The 16,638-nt window shown below is 69.3% G+C and carries 19 protein-coding genes and 1 pseudogene; 14 read left to right on the forward strand and 6 right to left on the reverse strand.

Annotated features, from left to right (window positions below):
• The first annotated feature begins 54 nt into the window (after window positions 1–54).
• From AB0C59_RS06470 to AB0C59_RS06485, 4 genes are all read left to right on the forward strand, one after another.
• Window positions 55–369, forward strand: coding sequence for a metalloregulator ArsR/SmtB family transcription factor (locus tag AB0C59_RS06470; protein WP_356583776.1), 315 nt, complete (start codon window positions 55–57; stop codon window positions 367–369).
• Window positions 366–1,487 (forward strand): ACR3 family arsenite efflux transporter, encoded by a 1,122-nt coding sequence (gene arsB, locus AB0C59_RS06475; protein WP_356583777.1) that lies wholly within the window; start codon window positions 366–368, stop codon window positions 1,485–1,487. The genes AB0C59_RS06470 and arsB overlap by 4 nt, the downstream gene beginning before the upstream one ends.
• A 141-nt stretch (window positions 1,488–1,628) precedes the next feature.
• Complete coding sequence (locus AB0C59_RS06480) at window positions 1,629–1,832, forward strand: DUF2180 family protein (RefSeq protein ID WP_356583778.1); 204 nt, start codon at window positions 1,629–1,631, stop codon at window positions 1,830–1,832.
• Window positions 1,829–2,893: an ArsO family NAD(P)H-dependent flavin-containing monooxygenase gene (locus AB0C59_RS06485; protein WP_356583779.1), complete on the forward strand. Its 1,065-nt coding sequence runs from the start codon at window positions 1,829–1,831 to the stop codon at window positions 2,891–2,893. The genes AB0C59_RS06480 and AB0C59_RS06485 overlap by 4 nt, the downstream gene beginning before the upstream one ends.
• Window positions 2,894–2,904: 11 nt before the next feature.
• On the opposite strand, the gene AB0C59_RS06490 is transcribed toward AB0C59_RS06485, so the two are convergent.
• Together AB0C59_RS06490 and AB0C59_RS06495 are read right to left on the reverse strand one after the other, a co-directional pair.
• Window positions 2,905–3,162: a hypothetical protein gene (locus AB0C59_RS06490; RefSeq protein WP_356583780.1), complete on the reverse strand. Its 258-nt coding sequence runs from the start codon at window positions 3,160–3,162 to the stop codon at window positions 2,905–2,907.
• A 44-nt stretch (window positions 3,163–3,206) separates the two neighbouring features.
• Window positions 3,207–3,542 carry a metalloregulator ArsR/SmtB family transcription factor gene (locus AB0C59_RS06495; protein WP_359654022.1) on the reverse strand — a complete coding sequence of 112 codons (336 nt, stop codon included), beginning with the start codon at window positions 3,540–3,542 and terminating at the stop codon, window positions 3,207–3,209.
• A 205-nt stretch (window positions 3,543–3,747) separates the two neighbouring features.
• Here AB0C59_RS06495 and arsD point away from each other — a divergent pair, with 205 nt between their 5' ends.
• The 5 genes and pseudogenes from arsD to AB0C59_RS06520 form a co-directional block, all read left to right on the forward strand.
• The gene (gene arsD / locus AB0C59_RS06500) at window positions 3,748–4,128 is read left to right on the forward strand and encodes an arsenite efflux transporter metallochaperone ArsD (protein WP_356583781.1); all 381 of its coding nucleotides are present in this window, start codon (window positions 3,748–3,750) and stop codon (window positions 4,126–4,128) included.
• 1 nt (window position 4,129) lies between these two features.
• A complete protein-coding gene (gene arsA / locus AB0C59_RS06505; protein WP_356583782.1) occupies window positions 4,130–5,929 on the forward strand; it encodes an arsenical pump-driving ATPase in 1,800 nt (599 codons plus the stop codon).
• Window positions 5,930–6,000: 71 nt separating this feature from the next.
• Window positions 6,001–7,458: an arsenic transporter gene (locus tag AB0C59_RS06510; protein WP_356583789.1), complete on the forward strand. Its 1,458-nt coding sequence runs from the start codon at window positions 6,001–6,003 to the stop codon at window positions 7,456–7,458.
• 33 nt (window positions 7,459–7,491) lie between these two features.
• The gene (locus AB0C59_RS06515; protein WP_356583783.1) at window positions 7,492–7,749 is read left to right on the forward strand and encodes a DUF2180 family protein; all 258 of its coding nucleotides are present in this window, start codon (window positions 7,492–7,494) and stop codon (window positions 7,747–7,749) included.
• A gap of 268 nt (window positions 7,750–8,017) precedes the next feature.
• Window positions 8,018–8,169: pseudogene (locus AB0C59_RS06520) on the forward strand (pyridine nucleotide-disulfide oxidoreductase); the annotation flags it as partial.
• A gap of 34 nt (window positions 8,170–8,203) precedes the next feature.
• On the opposite strand, the gene AB0C59_RS06525 reads toward AB0C59_RS06520, so the two are convergent.
• The 3 genes from AB0C59_RS06525 to AB0C59_RS06535 all read right to left on the reverse strand — a co-directional run bounded on the left by AB0C59_RS06525 (window position 8,204) and on the right by AB0C59_RS06535 (window position 10,257).
• Window positions 8,204–8,689, reverse strand: coding sequence for an N-acetyltransferase family protein (locus AB0C59_RS06525; RefSeq protein WP_356583784.1), 486 nt, complete (start codon window positions 8,687–8,689; stop codon window positions 8,204–8,206).
• A 50-nt stretch (window positions 8,690–8,739) separates the two neighbouring features.
• Window positions 8,740–9,114, reverse strand: a complete 375-nt coding sequence (locus tag AB0C59_RS06530; protein WP_356583785.1) for a metalloregulator ArsR/SmtB family transcription factor — start codon at window positions 9,112–9,114, stop codon at window positions 8,740–8,742.
• 69 nt (window positions 9,115–9,183) lie between these two features.
• Window positions 9,184–10,257: an FAD-dependent oxidoreductase gene (locus AB0C59_RS06535; RefSeq protein WP_356583786.1), complete on the reverse strand. Its 1,074-nt coding sequence runs from the start codon at window positions 10,255–10,257 to the stop codon at window positions 9,184–9,186.
• A gap of 103 nt (window positions 10,258–10,360) precedes the next feature.
• Between AB0C59_RS06535 and AB0C59_RS06540 the strand changes: the two genes are divergently transcribed.
• From AB0C59_RS06540 to AB0C59_RS06560, 5 genes are all read left to right on the forward strand, one after another.
• Window positions 10,361–11,758, forward strand: a complete 1,398-nt coding sequence (locus AB0C59_RS06540; RefSeq protein ID WP_356583787.1) for an NAD(P)-binding domain-containing protein — start codon at window positions 10,361–10,363, stop codon at window positions 11,756–11,758.
• The gene (locus AB0C59_RS06545) at window positions 11,755–12,996 is read left to right on the forward strand and encodes an MFS transporter (RefSeq protein ID WP_359654028.1); all 1,242 of its coding nucleotides are present in this window, start codon (window positions 11,755–11,757) and stop codon (window positions 12,994–12,996) included. The genes AB0C59_RS06540 and AB0C59_RS06545 overlap by 4 nt, the downstream gene beginning before the upstream one ends.
• Before the next feature lie 233 nt (window positions 12,997–13,229).
• Window positions 13,230–13,547 carry a GFA family protein gene (locus AB0C59_RS06550; RefSeq protein ID WP_363001387.1) on the forward strand — a complete coding sequence of 106 codons (318 nt, stop codon included), beginning with the start codon at window positions 13,230–13,232 and terminating at the stop codon, window positions 13,545–13,547.
• A gap of 346 nt (window positions 13,548–13,893) precedes the next feature.
• On the forward strand, window positions 13,894–14,667 hold the full coding sequence (locus AB0C59_RS06555) for a tyrosine-protein phosphatase (protein ID WP_363001388.1): 774 nt from the start codon (window positions 13,894–13,896) through the stop codon (window positions 14,665–14,667).
• Between the two features lie 375 nt (window positions 14,668–15,042).
• Window positions 15,043–15,780 (forward strand): aminoglycoside phosphotransferase family protein, encoded by a 738-nt coding sequence (locus AB0C59_RS06560; RefSeq protein ID WP_363001390.1) that lies wholly within the window; start codon window positions 15,043–15,045, stop codon window positions 15,778–15,780.
• A gap of 17 nt (window positions 15,781–15,797) precedes the next feature.
• On the opposite strand, the gene AB0C59_RS06565 is transcribed toward AB0C59_RS06560, so the two are convergent.
• Window positions 15,798–16,622, reverse strand: a complete 825-nt coding sequence (locus AB0C59_RS06565) for a hypothetical protein (protein WP_355273124.1) — start codon at window positions 16,620–16,622, stop codon at window positions 15,798–15,800.
• Window positions 16,623–16,638 lie beyond the last annotated feature (16 nt).

The following is a 16,638-nucleotide window of genomic DNA, read 5'->3' on the forward strand; positions in this document are numbered from 1 at the left end:
ATTGATATCAGCACCTGGTGGCATCACCAGCCACTGATGTGAGATTATCAGTCCATGATGACGTCAGCCAACACTGACCTGATTCGGGTTCTGGCCGACCCGCTCAGGCTCCAGATCGTGACCTTGCTCGCCAGAGAAACGCTGTGCACATCGCACCTGGTGGAGGAGACGGGCGCGCGGCAGACGAATCTCTCCAACCACCTGCGGGTACTGCGCGAGGCGGGCGTTGTCGAGACCGAACCGTGTGGTCGCTTCACCTACTACAAGGTGCACCCGGAGATTCTGGATGCCCTCGCCGGCATGTTCGCCGAGCTGGCCGAGACCGCCCGTACCACCATCACCACCGACAAGAAGAGGTCCTGCCCGTGACCGGCACCGAAACGACGACCACACCCGGCCCTGATGCGGACCAGGACGGGTCCGTCGTCGCCAAACTGTCGACCCTCGACCGCTTCCTGGCCGTCTGGATCCTCGTCGCCATGGCCGTGGGCCTCGGCCTGGGCCGAGCCATCCCGGGTCTCAACGACGCCCTGGCCAAGGTCGAGATCGGCGGCATCTCGCTGCCGATCGCCGTCGGTCTGCTGATCATGATGTACCCGGTCCTGGCGAAGGTCCGTTACGACAAGCTGGACGCCGTCACCGGCGACCGCAAGCTCATGGCCTCCTCCCTGGTCATCAACTGGATCCTCGGCCCCGCGGTCATGTTCGCGCTGGCCTGGATCTTCCTGCCCGACCTGCCCGAGTACCGCACCGGCCTGATCATCGTCGGTCTCGCCCGCTGCATCGCCATGGTGATCATCTGGAACGACCTGGCCTGCGGCGACCGCGAGGCCGCCGCCGTCCTGGTCGCCCTCAACTCGGTCTTCCAGGTGATCGCCTTCGGGCTCCTGGGCTGGTTCTACCTTGACCTGCTGCCCGGCTGGCTGGGCCTCGGCGACGGCGAACACCTCGACATCTCCATGTGGAAGATCGCCCTGAACGTCGTCATCTTCCTCGGCGTCCCGCTGCTCGCCGGGTTCCTCACCCGCCGCATCGGCGAGAAGAAGATGGGCCGCGAGAGCTACGAGCAGAAGTTCCTGCCGAAGATCGGCCCGTGGGCGCTGTACGGGCTGCTGTTCACGATCGTCATCCTCTTCGCCCTCCAGGGCAAGACGATCACCTCCCAGCCGCTCGACGTGGCACGCATCGCGCTGCCGCTGCTGGTGTACTTCGCGGTGATGTGGTTCGGCACCTTCGTGCTCGGCAAGGCGATCGGCCTGGCCTACGACCGCACCGCGACCCTCGCTTTCACCGCGGCGGGCAACAACTTCGAGCTGGCCATCGCCGTCGCCATTGCCACCTTCGGCGTCACCTCAGGTCAGGCGCTCTCCGGGGTCGTCGGCCCGCTCATCGAAGTACCCGTGCTCGTCGCGCTCGTGTACGTCTCGCTGGCCTGGCGGCGCCGCTTCGCGCCCTCAGCCCTGGCCACGGCCGGCGACAACCGCTGATACACCGCTTCCAGGTGTAGGCCGCCTGCTGCCCGCAGGCAGCCCAAAGGGCGCCCCCCGGTCCTCGCCGGTGCCGGCCTGCTCAAAACGCCGGCCGGCACCGGCGAGGCCAACATCCAGACCACGTGGGAAGGACGGCTGATGCACTGCCTCGAATGCGACACCGACCACACCGAACGGTCCGCGGTCGCCGTGTGCCAAGGCTGCAGCGCGGCCGTGTGCGCCGAGCACGCGCACGTGCGCTGCCGCTCCGTGCGCACCGGACCGCCGCTCGGTCCCGCTGCAACGAGACAGACCCGGTCCGTGCTCTGCCCGGGCTGCGCGGCTGCGACCACAGCCGCATGACTCAGCATCTCGATGTGGTGGTGATCGGCGGCGGCCAGGCAGGGCTCGCCGCCGGCTACTACCTGCGCCGCCAGGGCCTCGACTTCGTCATCCTCGACGCCCAAACCACACCGGGCGGGGCCTGGCAGCACACCTGGGACTCCCTCCACCTCTTCTCCCCGGCCGCCTTCTCCTCCCTCCCCGGCCGCCTCATGCCGACGCAGCCGGGCGAGGAGTACCCCGAGGCCGGGCACGTGGTGGCCTACCTGAGCGACTACGAGAAGCGGTACGACCTCCCCGTGCAGCGACCGGTCCAGGTCACCGGCGTGCACGACGACGGACGGCTGCTGAGAGTCGAGACCGACTCCGGCACCTGGCACGCCCGCACGGTAATCAGCGCGACCGGTACCTGGTGGCGCCCCTTCCTCCCCGCCGTCCCGGGCCGGGCAGACTTCGCGGGGCGCCAACTGCACACCGTCTCCTACCGCAGACCGCAGGACTTCACGGGCCGACGCGTGATCGTCGTCGGGGGCGGCAACTCGGGTGCCCAGATCGCCGCCGACCTCGCCTACGACACCGAGCTGACCTGGGTCACCCAGCGCCCGCCCCGCTACCTCGCCGACGACATCGACGGACGCGCCCTCTTCGACGCGGCCACCGCCCGCCGCCGCGCCATCGACGGCGGCCGCACCGACACGGGAGGAGTCGCCTCGCTCGGCGACATCGTCGCCGTACCGCCAGTGCGAGAAGCCCGCGACCGTGGACTGCTCCAGGCCGCACCGATGTTCACCCGCCTCACCCACCACGGCGTCGAATGGGCCGACGGCACTCGCGCGGACCAGGACGTGGTGATCTGGTGCACCGGCTTCCGTCCGGCCCTCTCGCACCTTTCACCCCTGGGCTTGCGCGGCTCGCGCGGCCACATCGCCACCTACGGCACGCGGTCCGTGGAGGAACCCCGGTTGCACCTGCTCGGCTACGGTGACTGGACCGGCCCCGCCTCCGCCACCCTCATCGGCGTCGGCCGACCTGCCCGCGACGCGGCGCGCGAGATCGCCGAACTGCTCACTTCCGGAGGGTGATTCATGCGTCGTCAGCGCAATGTGCTGACGACCTTTCGCACTTCGGCGGTCACTGACCCCGGCAGTGGCGCGTAATGAATGCTGGACAGCGGCTTCTGGCCCGCATCGCTGGCCGTGTAGGTCAGGAATGACCTCAGAGCGGGCAAGGTGTCGGCGTCGTTGCCCTGGTCGCAGACGATCTCGTAGCTGACCAGGACGACGGGGTACGTGCCGTCGACGGAGGTCCGGTAGTCGAACTCCAGGGTCAGATCCTTGCCCTTGCCGACCACCGTGGCGGCGGCGATGCCGGCCGATGCCGTGGGCCCGCCGCTGCTTACGGGCAGGGGCGTCGGACCGCCTGTGCCTGCTGCACCTGCGCGGCCAGTTCGGCAACGCCGACTGTGAGGGTGCAAAAGACTTCAGGGCGCAGCCGGTAATAGGTAAAGCGGCCATGGGCCTCAGCCGCGACGAATCCGGCTTCCCGCAGGATCCGCAGATGGTGGCTGATCGTGGACTGGCGCGCTCCGGTCTCCTCCATCAGATGGCACGTGCACATCTGCTCGGCAGCCAGCAGCTGCACGATCCGGGCCCGCAGTGGGTCGCCGAACAGCTTCACGGTCGCCTCGGCGAGAGGAAGGCCCACGGTCGGGGCATCGGCTGACATCAGCATGCTTCGATACCACCATGCGCCCGCATCGTGGGTCAAGCGCCTCCCTTCCCTGCTGCCAGCGCAGTGGTCGCCTTGTGCGTCGGATGTACTGGGTGGAGGCTCGCGTATGTATCAGCATCCTTTGATGTATCAGGGCAGACTGATGTAACGTCGTAGCTGAGCGAGCCGCTGACCCGGAGCGGTCCGTCGTGGAAGGGAGCCAGAAATGTCCGCAGTCCAGGTGTACGACCCGGCGATGTGCTGTTCCACCGGAGTGTGCGGGCCGTCCGTCGATCCGTCACTGACCCAGTTCGCCGCCGATGCGGCATGGCTGGTCACCGCCGGGGTGGAGGTGCAGCGGTTTTCGCTGTCCACAGAACCCGGCAGGTTCGCCGAGGACGCCCAGGTCAAGGCACTTCTTCAGGACAAGGGCGAGAGCGCGCTGCCTGCCGTGCTGGTCGACGGGACGTTGCGGTGCTCCGGGCGGTATCCCACCCGAGTAGAGCTTGCCGAATGGACCGGCGCACGCACCGAGCGCCCCGGCCTGCCGATCGCTCCGATCGGCGACTCGGGCAGCGACTGCGGCTGCGGCCCGGAGGGATGCTGACATGACGGCGCAACCGCCCGTCGACGTCCTCGGGAGGCTGCGTGCCGCCGCGCCGCCGTTCCTCTTCTTCACCGGCAAGGGCGGCGTCGGCAAGACCTCGACGGCATCGGCCACCGCGATCGGACTGGCCGACGCGGGACGCCAGGTGCTCCTGGTCAGCACGGACCCGGCGTCCAACCTTTCCGAGGTCCTCGGCGTGGAGGCAGGAGGGGCCCCCGTGGCCGTTCCAGGAGCCGCGGGGTTGCACGCGATGAACATCGACCCCTCCGCCGCAGCGGAGCAGTACCGGGAAAAGGTCCTGGGCCCCTACCGCGGCACGCTGCCCGCCTCGGCGATCAGCCAGATCGAGGAGCAGCTCTCCGGCGCCTGCACCGTGGAGATCGCGGCGTTCAACGAATTCGTCGCCCTCCTGACAGACCCACAGGTCACCGCGCGCTTCGATCACATTATCTTCGACACCGCGCCGACGGGACACACCCTGCGGCTGCTCAGCCTGCCCGGTGCGTGGTCGGACTTCCTGGTCACCAACCCGGGCGGCGCTTCCTGCATCGGACCACTGTCTGAGCTGGGCGCACAGCAAACGCGCTATGCGCAGGCCATGGCGGCTCTCGCAGACCCGGACCGCACGACCGTCGTCCTGGTCACCCGCCCGGACGCGGGCCCGTTGGCCGAAGCCGGCCGAACGGCCGCGGAGCTGCGGGCGCTGGGCATCAGCGGGCAGCGGCTCGTCGTCAACGGGGTCTTCAGCGCCACCCGCCCGGACGACCCGGTGGCCGCCGCCTGGGAGCGTCGCGCCCAGGACGCTCTGGACGGCTTGCCGGACAGCCTGGCCGGCATCGATGAGGTGGATCGCGTACCCCTGCTGCCGGTACCGCCCATCGGTGTTCCGGCTCTGCGCGGCATGTTCGGTCCGCAGCCGGCGGTCGAGCCGGTCACAGCCGTCTCCGCCCTCCCTGCTGCGGAGGCGGACGGTGGTCTGGCCGCCCTGGTGGACGACATCGCCGAAAGCGGGCAGGGGCTGGTGATGACCATGGGCAAGGGCGGTGTCGGCAAGACCACCGTCGCCGCCGCGATCGCTCTCGACCTCGCACGCCGGGGCCACCCGGTCACTCTGACCACCACCGACCCCGCCGCACACGTGAACGCCGTGGCCGGAGCCGGAAGCAACAACCTCCGGGTCACCCGGATCGACCCCGCGGCGGAGACAGCGGCCTACACCGCATCCGTCCTGGCACAGGCCGGTGCCGCGCTGGACGAAGACGCCCTCGCACTGATGGCCGAGGACCTGGACTCGCCCTGTACCGAAGAGATCGCGGTCTTCTACGCCTTCGCCCGGACCGTGGCCGAGGCCACCGGCCGGTTCGTCGTCCTGGACACCGCGCCGACCGGCCACACACTGCTCCTGCTCGACGCCTCCCGCGGCTACCAGCGCCAGATCGCCCAGCAGACAGGGCAGACGCCCCCCGCCGAGGCCGTGGAACTGCTGAACCGGCTGACCGATCCCGACTACACCCGCACCCTGCTGGTCACGCTTCCGGAGGCGACGCCCGTCCACGAGGCCGCGGCGCTACAGGCCGATCTGTTCCGGGCAGGGATCAAGCCGTTCGCCTGGGTGGTCAACCAGAGCCTGGCCGCCGCCGGCCCCATGGACCCGCTGCTGCGGGCCAAGGCCAATGCCGAGCAGCGCTATGTCACCGAGGTCACCAGGGAGCACGCACAGCGCACCGCCATCCTGCCGTGGACTTCGTCCGCGCCCGAAGGCCCGGAGCAGCTGGCCCACCTGGTGGCCCGTAGCGGGTGAATCCCCCTGTGGGCCGGCCTCCGGCTCGGCCCACAGGCCCCCTACCGCTGAGGGAGAGCGAAAACATCGTGTTGCTTGTCGCCATCCTGATCTTTGTTGCCACCCTGACGCTGGTGATCTGGCAGCCCAAGGGCCTGGGCATCGGCTGGAGTGCCCTGGGCGGCGCGGTCGTGGCGCTGGCCACCACCGTCGTTCACTTCTCCGACGTGCCCACCGTGGTGGACATCGTCTGGAACGCCACCCTCACCTTCGTCGCGATCATCATCATCTCGCTGCTGCTGGACGAGAGCGGATTCTTCGAGTGGGCCGCCTTGCACGTCGCCCGGTGGGGGCGGGGCCGTGGGCGCACCTTGTTCGTGCTCATCGTGCTCCTCGGCGCCGTGATCGCGGCACTGTTCGCCAACGACGGGGCGGCACTGATCCTCACCCCTATCGTCATTCAGATCATGCTGGCGTTGAAGTTCCCGGCGAAGGCCGCGCTGGCGTTCGTCATGGCCACCGGATTCATCGCGGACACCGCCAGCCTCCCTCTGATCGTGTCCAACCTGGTCAATATCGTCACCGCCGACTACTTCGACATCGGCTTCTCCCGCTACGCCGCCGTGATGGTGCCCGTCGGGATGGTCTCCGTGCTGGCCAGTCTCGCTGTCCTGATGCTCTACTTCCGCCGGGCCATTCCCCGGCGGTACGAGGTCACCGCGCTGCGGCGCCCCGCCACGGCGATCAGCGACCCGTTGACCTTCCGCGCGGGCTGGGCGGTACTGGCCCTGCTGCTGGTCGGCTACTTCCTCGCCGATCCCCTGGGCGTACCTCTCTCCGCCGTCGCCGGGGTCGGCGCCCTCCTGCTCATCGTCGTCGCAGCCCGCAAGCCCGCCGCCCTCTTCACTGGCGCAGCTGCCCCTCCTGCGCCCGCCATGGCAGGAACAGGGCACAATGCCGCGCTGTTGCGCCACCCGGTCGGCGACGAGCGCAACACCGCGGACGCCGCCGAAGAGGCAGCACGCGACGCCCGTGCGGGCGGTGGGCAAGTCTTCCGGCACATCCAGGTCGGCAAGGTCATCAAAGAGGCACCATGGCAGATCGTGCTGTTCAGCATCGGCATGTACCTGGTCGTCTACGGTCTGCGGAACCAGGGGCTCACTGACGAGCTGGCTCGGCTGTTCGCCTTCTTCGGCGACCACGGCGTGCTGACCGCCGCGGTCGGCACCGGCGTCGTCGTCGCGATCGTCGCCTCGCTGATGAACAACATGCCCACCGTGCTCATCGCGGCCCTGGCAATCAGCGCCGCCGGCGCCCATGGTCTCACCCACGAGGCCATGGTGTACGCCAACGTCATCGGCTCCGATCTCGGCCCGAAGATCACTCCGATCGGCAGCCTCGCCACTCTGCTGTGGCTGCACGTGCTCGACCGTAAGGGCATGCACATCGGCTGGGGCCGCTACTTCCGTACCGGCATCGTCCTCACCGTTCCCGTCCTCCTTGTGACCCTGGCCGCACTCGCCGGATGGCTCACCATCCTCGGCACCTGACCCTCAGATTCCACCCAGCGAAAGGACACGACCGTGCACTGCTTCGACTGCACACAAGCCGGCCAACCCAACCCGGCCGCAGCCATCTGTCAGAACTGTGGCGCCGCCCTGTGTCAAGAGCATGCCCACCCCGTCCGCATCCCCGGGCACCCATCCGGTCTTGTCGGTCCCGCCCGGGGGCAGACTCGGCGCATCCTGTGCGCCACCTGCAGCGAGGGTACCCACCGGTCGCAAGCCATGCACCGCCCGGCACCAGCGCAGAGCGTTCCCGCCACGCCCGAACGGAGCTGACCTCCTGCAATTGTCCATCGCACGACGCTCCCGGGCGTCGTGCGACAGGTCAGACGTGGTTGGGCTTCGCTCGACGACCGGGCCGCGCCCACGGCCGACTGTGCGGTGGTGGCCTTCGGGGCTCCACTCCGTCTCGCGGAAAATGAGGACGATTGAGAGACCCGGGGCCCCGCCGGCCGGACTGGCACCGTTGATCGACCCCGGTCAGCACTCACGCGACACCGTCTCCCCGTAAGGCCACCGCTAGCTCGCCTACCCCGGACAGGGCATCTACCGCATCGGCTACCACCTGCGCCTCCAGAATTTCGACTTCGTGATCGACGCAGATACGGAACCGGGCGGGGCCTGTAGTACATGTGGGACTCGCTGCACCTGTTCTCCCCGGCGGAGCGCTCCTCGCTGCCCGGGCGGCGTTGGCCGGCGGCAGGGGCCGGCCTGTGCATGGGGCTGAGTCTCAGCCGATCACAGGACTGCGGCGCTCGACGAGGACCACGTCGCGCCGGACGCCGTGGTGGCGGCCGATGCGCTGTCGGGTGCCGATGACCCGGAAGCCGGCCCGTTCGTGGAGGGCGAGGCTGGCGGTGTTCTCCGGGAAGATCCCGGACTGGATGGTCCAGATCCCCGCTGCCACCGTGGAGCCGATCAGCGCCTTCAGTAGTGATTCCGCGACGCCACGGCCACGGGCGGCGGGGGCGACGTAGACGGAGTGCTCGACCACGCCCGCATACGCGCCCCGCTCGGAGACTCGGATCGCGGCCACCCAGCCGAGCACCGTGCCGTCCTCGTCGACGGCGGCGAAGCGGTGCTCGGCCAGCTTCGCCTTATCGAACGACTCCCAGGCTGGTGCGACGGTCTCGAAGGTAGCGTTCCCCTCGTCGATCCCACTTTGGTAGATCGCCAGCACCTGCTCGGCGTGCTCCGGCACGAGTGGCCTGATCATCGCGCTCGATGCCCTGCTGCCCACGGCTTTCCCTACCCTTGTCCGGTCAGTCAGGCCGCAGCCGGCGTGGTGGTGAGAAGCTTGCCCATCGCCGCCAGCACCGACGGCTCGACGCGGTAGTAGACCCAGGTGCCGCGCCGTTCGGAGGTGAGCAGCCCCGCCTCCTTCAGCTTCTTCAGGTGGTGGGACACCGTGGGCTGGGAGACGCCGACATCGGAGATGTCGCACACGCACGCCTCGCCGCTCTCGTGCGAGGCCACCGCGGAGAACAGCCGCAGGCGCACCGGGTCACCGAGCGCCTTGAACATCCGCGCGGCACGCTCGGCCTCTTCGGCGTTCATCGGTCGTTCGGTCAGCGGCGGGCAGCACGGCACGACGTCCTGAATGTGGGGCTCGGTCAGCGACAGCACCTCGGCATTCGACATGTATCTATGTTGGCACACATCGAATCAAAGAGAGGGGTGCCCGGAAGTCGGGTACACCGCCGAGGCTGTTCAGAGTCCGGCGGCTGCCGGTGCCCTGCGGACGTGGGCGGCCAGCGGCGGGATCACGTAGGCGGCATCCCGGGCCACGCCGCGCAGCGTGTTGGAGGCGAAGGATCGCTGGAACTCAAGGCCGAGGTAGACCAGGCCGGGGTGGGTGGTGGACAGGCCGCCGCTGTGCAGGGGCATGCCGTCCGGGGTGAGTGCGCCGAGGGGCGCGAGGTAGTCGAGGCTGGGCCGGTATCCGGTCGCGAGCAGCACCACGTCGACGGTTTCCCGCCTGCCGTCGGCCCGCACGATGGTGTCGCCGTCGAGCGCGGTGAACATCGCCCTTCGCTCCAGGCGGCCGGTAGCCAGGGCGTCCTGGTACTGGCCGGCGTCCATGACGAGGGTGCCGCCGACGAAGTGGATGAGCCATTCAGGCGGCAGATGGTCAAAACCCGTGCTGGTCAGCCAATGGTGGATGTCCTTGCCGTCGCGCAGTTGAGGCAGGAACCGGATCGGGTGGCGGCTGGCGAGCGTCACATGCGCGACCTCGGCGAGTTCATAGCCGACCTGGACGGCGGAGTTCCCGCCGCCCACGACCACGATCCGCTTGCCCGCGTACGGTTTGGGGCTGCGGTAGTCGGCCACGTGCAGCACCTCACCGCCGAAGCCCTCCTGTCCCGGCAGGTCGGGCCGCAGCGGGTTGGCGAAGGCGCCGGTGGCCGCGACGATCCCGGCAGTGGTGAGGCTGCGGCCACCGGCGGTTCGGATCACGAAGCCGTCGCTGGCGGACTCGACGGCCTCGACCCGGGTGCGGGTGCGGATCTCGACGTCCAGGCGCTGCGCGTAGCGGGCGAGATAGTCGACGACCTCATCCCGGTGCGGATAGCGGTCCGGGTCCCCACCCAGCGCCAGTCCCGGAAGGGCGCTGAACCGGGCAGGCGAGAACAGCGTGAGGCTGTCGTAGTAGTGCGGCCACGACCCGCCCGGCCCATTCGATGCATCCAGTACCACCGGGCTGAGGCCCTGCTCGCGCAAGGCTCCCGCCGCGGCCAGCCCGGACTGGCCGCCTCCGATCACCACTGCGTCGACGTGCTCCATGGACCCCTCGTTTCGACGAATGTCTATGTTGACGCTTATCGAAGCAGGTGCCATGCTGGCTGCGCAACCCATCGACAGGTGTCGAAACACGCAAGGAGTCGTCGTGAACGCGCCCGCCACCACCGAGCTGCCCGCCGTCGTGATCGGAGCCGGACCGACCGGCCTGGCCGCCGCCGCCCACCTGGTCGACCAGGGCATCGAGCCCCTGGTGCTGGAAGCCGGCCAGAGCGCCGGCGCCGCGGTGCGCGAGTGGGCGCACGTGCGCCTGTTCTCCACCTGGGGCGAGCTCGTCGACCCGGCCGCCGAGAAGCTCCTCGCCCCCACCGGCTGGACACGCCCCGATGCGGCCACCTACCCCTCCGGCGGCGACTGGACCGACCTCTACCTGCAGCCGCTCGCCGACGTCCTCGGTGACCGCGTCCGCTACGGCGCGCGGGTCACCGGCGTCTCCCGGGCCGGCCGGGACCGCATCGTGGATGCCGACCGGGAGCAGCAGCCGTTCGTCGTGCACGTCACCCACGCCGACAGCCGCGAGGAGCGGGTCTTCGCCCGCTCCGTCATCGACGCCTCCGGTACCTGGGCCACGCCGTCCCCGGCCGGCGGCAGCGGCCTCCCCGCCCTCGGTGAGAAAGCCACCGCGGACCGGATCACCTACCGCGTCCCAGACCTCAAGGACCCGGCGGTCCGCGCCCGGTACGCGGGCAAGCGCACCGCCGTGATCGGTTCCGGTGCCTCCGCCTTCACCGCCCTTGCCCACATCGCCGACCTGGCCAAGTCCGACGACGGCGCGCACACGAAGGGCGTGTGGATCCTGCGCCGGGGCATCTCCGGCTCCACCTTCGGCGGCGGAGAAGCCGACCAGCTCCCGGCGCGCGGCGCTCTGGGCCTGGCGGCGAAGGCCGCTGTCGACGAGGGCCACGCGGACGCGGTCACCGGCTTCCGCACCGAAGCAATCGAACGCGCCGCCGACGGCCGCCCGGTCCTGGTCGGCGAGGACGGGCGCCGCCTGGACGCGGTCGACGAGGTGATCGTGTTGACCGGTTTCCGCCCCGACCTGTCCTTCCTCAGCGAGCTGCGCCTGGCCCTCGATGAGCGTCTCCAGGCACCGGTCGATCTGGCTCCGCTGATCGACCCCAACCAGCATTCCTGCGGCACCGTTTACCCCCACGGCCACCGCGAGCTCTCCCACCCCGAACAGGGCGTGTACCTGATCGGGATGAAGTCCTACGGCCGCGCCCCGACCTTCCTCGCCATGACCGGCTACGAGCAGGCCCGCTCAGTGGCCGCCGCCATCGTCGGCGACCTCGACGCGGCCGACCGCGTCGAAGTCACCCTGCCCGAGACCGGAGTCTGCGGCGGCGCCGGCCTCTTCGATGCCCCCGACACCCAGGAGGCGGACGGCGGCTGCTGCACGCCCGCGCCGCAACTCGTCCAGCTCGGCGCCCCCACAGTCGGGACAGCTGCCAAGCAGGCCCCGGCCGGCGGCTGCTGCGGCTCATGACCGACCTCACCACCAGGGGCAGCGGGGCCGCGACCGGAACAGGGGACCGGTCGCGGCCCCGCGCCGCCCTGCCCGCCCTCTGCGCCACCCAGATCACCAGCTGGGGCATCGTCTACTACGCCTTTCCTGTCCTCAACCCGCAGATCACCGCCGCAACCGGCTGGCCGGTCGGGGCGACCACCGCGGCATTCTCGCTCGGGCTCGTCGTCTCCGCTATCGCCGGGATCCGCGTCGGGCACATCCTCGACCGGCGCGGCCCGCGTGCCGTCATGACCGCCGGTTCTGCGCTCGGCGTGATCAGCGTGGTGGTCGTGGCCGCGGCCCCCAACCTACCGGTCTTCATCACCGGTTGGGCGCTGGCCGGGCTCGCGATGGCGGCCACCTTCTACCAGCCCGCGTTCGCCGCTCTCACCCGTTGGTGGGGCCCCGACCATGTGCGGGCCCTGACCGTCGTCACCCTCGCCGGAGGGCTCGCCTCCACCGTCTTCGCACCCCTGACTGCGGCCCTCGCCGACGATCTGTCCTGGCGCCACACCTACTTGGTGCTCGCCGGCATCCTCGCGGCCGTCACCATCCCCGCTCACGCCCTGGCACTGCGCGCTCCCTGGCCCGATGCCCCAACGAGCCCTGCGCACGCGGCCGCAGGTGCTGCCGAGGTCGGGCGCAGCCGACCGTTCCTCCTGTTGGCCGCCGCCTTCACCCTGTCGGGCTTCGTGATGTACGCCGTTGTCGTCGCCCTCGTCCCGCTCCTCCTGGAACGCGGGTACACCACCAGCCAGGCCGCCTGGGCTCTCGGCATCGGCGGCGCAGGACAGACCCTCGGCCGTACCCTGTACGCCGCGCTCGCCCGTCGCACCACCGCCACGGCCCGCACAACGATCCTCATCGCCCTCGGTGGACTGACCACCGCCGCCTTCGCCGCGGTCCCCGGCCCGTACGCCCTGCTCATCGCCGTCTCGGTCGTAGCCGGCATGGTCCGCGGCAACCTCACCCTGCTCCAGGCCACCGCCATCACCGACCGATGGGGCACCACCCAATACGGCCGCCTCTCCGGACTCCTGGCGGCGCCGGCAACCACCGCGGCGGCCCTTGCGCCGTTCGTCGGCGCCGCCCTGGCCGTGCCCCTCGGCGGCTACGGACGGCTCTTCCTTCTCCTGGCCACCGTCTCCGCGGCCGCCGCGCTCATCGCACCGTGGACAGCAATAAGCGCAGTACGCCGCCGCCCCCCACAGCTCTGACAACCGCCGCATCCTCCTGCTGGCATAGACGAACCCGCCCTCGTGCCCGGCTCCAACCCGGCGACGACGCGCGGGTTCAGCTCATCGAAGCGGCCTACTCGCTCCGGTGAACGAGGCACGGCCTTCCTCATGGGGCCGGCCCGTAAGGCGGCCATCTCACCCCTTTGACGGCTGCCACTGCACGCCACCGCACAGAGGAACAAAAGAGCTGAACACATGGACTTGACAGGGAATTGTGTTCATGTGTCCATGAAACGCGGATCTCCGGCGGGCCTGCGGTGCTATGGGTGGGCTTCCCCCTGGACTCCCTGATCTGGACCGGACCCGGGGGCGAGCCGAAGTGGTATGCGACCTACCCGACCCTACGCCGAGGCTTCTGCCCCGACTGCGGATCGCAGCTCGTGTCCATCGCCGATGACTCCGACATGGTCATGGTCACCGGGTTCAGCCTTGCCGACCAGAACGGCATCGAACCACTGGGCCACTCCTTCCGTGAGCACGCCGCGCCGTGGATGCACATCACCCTCGCCCCTGCCCCGGCACCCGACTGAGACGGGGCTGCGGCACCAGGAACTGAGCCAGCTGACAGCCTTGAAGAGCCGTGTCGAGAGCGAACCTCTCGAACACCATCGGCCGGATCGTCCTGATAGCCGAGTCGCGAGTGGCGGCTGTTCCCGTCGCCGACTGCGGCCAACCGCTGGCCGACGACACGCCGTAGGCGAGCCGTCCGGCCAATCATCAGAGATCACGTACACCAGGCGCTGACTGTGCCGATCAGCCGGCCACATCGAACCCTCATCCGGGATGCGGACGACATCTTTCAGCCACACCAAGCAATTAGAGTTATTTTCCTGCAATAGGGGAATGAAAAGGCCGCTCGGGCCCTACTCTTTTCCCATGACAAAGCCTGACAGTGGAACAAGGTCGGCCAGTCACCTTCGTCCGGCACGGAACCACCTGCCGGACGTACCGAACGTGCGCAACTTCCGGGACGCATGCATTTCCCCTATGCGATCCGGGATCCTCTACCGATCCGGTTCTCTGAACCGGCTGACCGACGTTGGGGCCCGACGCCTAAGAGAACTGGGCATTCGCACGGTGATCGACCTGCGCAGCGGCGTCGAAAGCGACGTCTGGCCCGGACAGACGCACGGGCTCGACATCGAATGGGTTCCAATTCCGGCCTTGCCTGATTTGGATGCCCTGAAGGCGATGGGCTTCACCGACTTCACGGGCTTCGACGGCAAGCCGTGGCCCGTGGACCCGGCCGCCCTGTACCCCTTCATGGCCACCTACGGGGCTGCGGCGATCGCGGCGCTGGTCAAGCGGCTGGCCGAGCCGACCGCGCTGCCGGCAGTCGTGCAGTGCGCCGTGGGCAAGGACCGCACAGGTCTCGCGGTGGCCGTGGTCCAGTCGCTACTGGGGGCCCCGTGGGACCAGGTCGTCGGGGACTATGTGCGGTCCAACGTCGAGCTGGAACTGACGGCTGGACCGACGTCCTTCCTGGACGAGGCGGGGGTAACCCGCTACTCGCACCCGGTCAGCGAGGCCCTGCTGGCCTCAGCGATGGACACGATTCTGACCGGGTTCGGCTCCATCCCCGCCTACCTGGCACCCCACGGGATCACGGAGGCCGACCTGGACGCCCTCCGCTCCAACCTGCTCGCCTAACCAGGCCCGCGCGGCTGCGCCCGCGATCCACCGGATCGCGGGCGCAGCCGCGCGTCGACGCCTCGTCATCCGTTCGGGTGACGTTCGCTACGCGGCCCACGGTGCGAACGCCGTCTCGCCCACATCCGCTCTCAGCATCGCCGCAGGCCACACCGGTGCGCTTTGATCAATTGCGACGCCGGATACATTAAATTCGATCTTGAGAATGCCGGACTCTACACGCGACAAGGCGAGTTGGGCATCCCGGGACCGCTGCGCAGCGTGGCTCGTATAACATCGCTTGGGTCGCAAGGCGAGCCCTGGTGTCCTAGCGTAGATATGTGCTGCTTGTAGACCCATGGGCCGATTCGGGATCTAGGTATGGGAGCGGCTTAAATGACTGATGCGCCTGGTGGTGCGGTCCCGCTTTCCGGCGGAAGGATGACCGACGGCGTCGTTAAGGTCGATGATTCCGTGCGCAGGCCAGTATCGGATTCCTCGGAATTCGTCGCCACTCTTCTGAAGGTTTTCGAACAGCAAGGATTCGACGGCGCTCCGAAATATCTCGGACAGGCCGACGGGATGGATATTCTGAGTTTTCTCCCCGGTGAGGTTCCGGCGCGTTTCCAGGTGTGGGAGGACGATCAGGTGGCGGCGGCCGGAGCGCTGCTGAGGGCCATGCACGACGCCACTCGTGGCAGCGAGCTGGCCGGCCGCTCGCCCGTGGTGTGTCATCACGATGCCGCCCCGAACAATGCCGTATTCGTCGATGGGCTGCCCACCGCGTGGATCGACTTCGACACCGCGGCGCCCGGCTCGCCCCTGGAGGACCTCGGCTATGCCGCGTGGACGTGGTGCATCGCGTCCAAGTGCACCGTGCCGGTGGAGCGGCAGGCGGAGCAGGTGAAGATCCTCGCCGACGCCTACGGCATTCAGGGGCCGGAGCGCGGTGCGGTGGTCGACGCCATCCTCGAGCGGCAGGCACGCAACGCCCGGTTCTGGGCGGAGCTGATGGCCTCTCCCGACACCGCGCCCGCCGAGCCCGAAGTGCTGGCCTCCCGGATCGAGTGGAGCCGCCGCGAGTTCGCGTTCACCGCATCGAACCGGTCGGTGTTCGAGGACGCTCTGGCCTGAGCCGGCCCTGTCGCGCTTCAGACGGTGGGCGGGGCCAGGACCGGTGCCGGGGGCAGCCCGAACATCGAGCCGCTGGTCCGTGCCAGTGCCGCGACGTCCACAGCTTCGCCCCCTGCCGTGGCGTAGGGGGCGATGTTCCGGTCCAGCCTGGGGTTGACCAGGAAGAGTGTGGTGATGCGCCGCTCCAGCTGGTGGTTGCGGACCTGGTGGTAGAGCGGCGGGATGTGGCCGGCGGTCATCGCGGTGAGCACGCTGCCGGGCATGACGAGCAGGCGGCCGTCTCCGACGGTCGCCTGCTTCATCTCTCCGTCGGTCTCGATCTCCAGCCCGGGGCCGTCGGAGGTGGCGAGGGTGAACAGGTGACCGTCCTCGTGGCGGTCCTGAAGGAGGTCTCGCTCGGGTTCGCGGAGGTACCAGTTGATCTCCAGGTAGGACGAGGTGCGGAACTGCAGGTCGTCGCGGTAACCGTAGTGGGCCGCCAGGCCGGCCAGCACCTGGTCGGCAGCGTTGGAGGCGACCCGCCAGTACCCGGCCAGGGCCTTGAGGAACGGTGCGACGGTGTCGGCCTCGTGCCCGGGGACCCTGGCCGGGTCGTTCGCCCAGTAGGTGAACGAGCTGTTCATGTCGGGCCGTTCAGGGCTGACGGAGTACTGGCGCCCGTAGGGCCGGTAGCCGAAGTTGAAGTCGCTGCTGCCGTGCCGGAGCTTGGTCTCCTCGTCCTGGGCGAAGAACCGCGCTGCGTGGGTGCGCAGCTCCGCGAGGACCTCGGCGTCTGCAGCGGGCAGGGGGATCGTCGCTTGGCCGCGGTCGAGGAGGTCGCGGGCCGGGCTGGTGGGGGACATACGGGCGCTCCTGGGT

This window comes from Streptomyces sp. NPDC048664, from assembly GCF_040650555.1.
Lineage (GTDB): Bacteria > Actinomycetota > Actinomycetes > Streptomycetales > Streptomycetaceae > Streptomyces.

Excerpts from the sequence above, each read along its gene's own strand:
- AB0C59_RS06470 (WP_356583776.1), top strand. The coding sequence starts at position 55 with ATGATGACGTCAGCCAACACTGACCTGATTCGGGTTCTGGCCGACCCG.
- AB0C59_RS06480 (WP_356583778.1), top strand. The coding sequence starts at position 1,629 with ATGCACTGCCTCGAATGCGACACCGACCACACCGAACGGTCCGCGGTC.
- AB0C59_RS06485 (WP_356583779.1), top strand. The coding sequence starts at position 1,829 with ATGACTCAGCATCTCGATGTGGTGGTGATCGGCGGCGGCCAGGCAGGG.
- AB0C59_RS06495 (WP_359654022.1), bottom strand. The coding sequence starts at position 3,542 with ATGCTGATGTCAGCCGATGCCCCGACCGTGGGCCTTCCTCTCGCCGAG.
- arsD (WP_356583781.1), top strand. The coding sequence starts at position 3,748 with ATGTCCGCAGTCCAGGTGTACGACCCGGCGATGTGCTGTTCCACCGGA.
- arsA (WP_356583782.1), top strand. The coding sequence starts at position 4,130 with ATGACGGCGCAACCGCCCGTCGACGTCCTCGGGAGGCTGCGTGCCGCC.
- AB0C59_RS06525 (WP_356583784.1), bottom strand. The coding sequence starts at position 8,689 with ATGATCAGGCCACTCGTGCCGGAGCACGCCGAGCAGGTGCTGGCGATC.
- AB0C59_RS06530 (WP_356583785.1), bottom strand. The coding sequence starts at position 9,114 with ATGTCGAATGCCGAGGTGCTGTCGCTGACCGAGCCCCACATTCAGGAC.
- AB0C59_RS06535 (WP_356583786.1), bottom strand. The coding sequence starts at position 10,257 with ATGGAGCACGTCGACGCAGTGGTGATCGGAGGCGGCCAGTCCGGGCTG.
- AB0C59_RS06545 (WP_359654028.1), top strand. The coding sequence starts at position 11,755 with ATGACCGACCTCACCACCAGGGGCAGCGGGGCCGCGACCGGAACAGGG.
- AB0C59_RS06555 (WP_363001388.1), top strand. The coding sequence starts at position 13,894 with ATGACAAAGCCTGACAGTGGAACAAGGTCGGCCAGTCACCTTCGTCCG.
- AB0C59_RS06560 (WP_363001390.1), top strand. The coding sequence starts at position 15,043 with ATGACTGATGCGCCTGGTGGTGCGGTCCCGCTTTCCGGCGGAAGGATG.
- AB0C59_RS06565 (WP_355273124.1), bottom strand. The coding sequence starts at position 16,622 with ATGTCCCCCACCAGCCCGGCCCGCGACCTCCTCGACCGCGGCCAAGCG.